This window comes from Oleiphilus sp. HI0086 (genome assembly GCF_001635225.1).
Window position 1 is genome coordinate 1 of record NZ_LWFZ01001485.1, and the last position, 1,047, is coordinate 1,047.

Annotated in this window: 2 protein-coding genes and 1 pseudogene; all 3 read left to right on the plus strand. The window is 44.6% G+C overall.

Features of this window, described 5'->3' with window-relative positions; all coding sequences use genetic code 11:
- A pseudogene (locus A3756_RS28395) lies at window positions 1-278 on the plus strand (prepilin-type cleavage/methylation domain-containing protein); the annotation flags it as partial.
- A complete protein-coding gene (locus A3756_RS25185) occupies window positions 268-696 on the plus strand; it encodes a hypothetical protein (RefSeq protein WP_068508270.1) in 429 nt (142 codons plus the stop codon). The pseudogene A3756_RS28395 and the gene A3756_RS25185, both read left to right, overlap by 11 nt.
- Window positions 689-1,047: hypothetical protein (locus A3756_RS25190; RefSeq protein ID WP_156490763.1), on the plus strand; the 359-nt coding region annotated here is incomplete at its 3' end. The genes A3756_RS25185 and A3756_RS25190, both read left to right, overlap by 8 nt.

The window sequence follows — 1,047 nt, forward strand, 5'->3', positions numbered from 1 at the left end:
GTGACTCCCCAACTAAGCGTTTGTTTATTAGTCAGGACCCCGTGATGTTTTGTTTTAGCGGTGGCTTTCTCTATCGTTATTTTGATTATGGCTTTGATTCGACCCCTGATACCAACAAGCAAAATGTCATGGCAAATGGTGCGAATTTAGGTAGCTTTGCTTATACAGACGCCAGCCTGACTCGTAATGCTGTGGTAAATATTGCTTACAGTGTTACAGGTAGTAATGGTGAACTCCAGGCCGTAAATCAAGAGGTGCAAATTCGCAATGTACCCTAGGCAACTCCACTTTAGACAACTACACCTTAAGCAGCGAGGTATTGGACTTCCTGCGACAATATTTTTGATCGTTATTCTTGCTTTGATCGTTTTGGCAATGAGTGATCTGGCTGAAGATTCCAGTATGGGCTTTGCTCAAGACTTTGAATCTACACGAGCCTTTTACGCGGCGGAAAGCGGTGCTCAGATAGCGCTAAACAGAGTGTTCGTTGGCGGGACAACTTGTAATGATGCAATGGGGTATCTGGACTTTGATGCAGGAGGGAGTAACCCTGGCTTGGATAACTGCATTGCACAACTGATTTGCCGAATTGATACGGTGGCAGGTACAAATTATATGACATTTACAAGCACAGCGACCTGTGGAAGTGGTTTGGACCAGGCGACTCGTTCGGTGCAGGTGAGGGCTCATGATTAATAAGGGTGTTTTGTTATTGTTCCGACTTATTACAAGTATATGTGTGATTGTCTGTCTGTTTACTTTCGCTAGTAGTGCTCATTCTGCAATTACTTTTGTAGCTAGTACGACTGAAGATGGCAATAACGATGATGTCACTCTTACTGTACCAGCGAGTGCTGAAGAAAATGATTTGTTATTGGTGCAGATTACTATCCGAAACAGAAGTGGTAGTGATGGGGTGACAGCGCCAGCTGGTTGGACTCAGATTAGCTCTCAAGACAGAGACGATGATGTACTCCAATCATTGTACTATCGCCTGGCTACGTCTGGCGACGCTGGGACCGGGTATAACTTTGATTTTGATGGCAA

What these genes read in the sequence shown, in the direction of transcription:
- A3756_RS25185 (WP_068508270.1), top strand. Translation starts at nt 268, where the DNA reads ATGTACCCTAGGCAACTCCACTTTAGACAACTACACCTTAAGCAGCGA.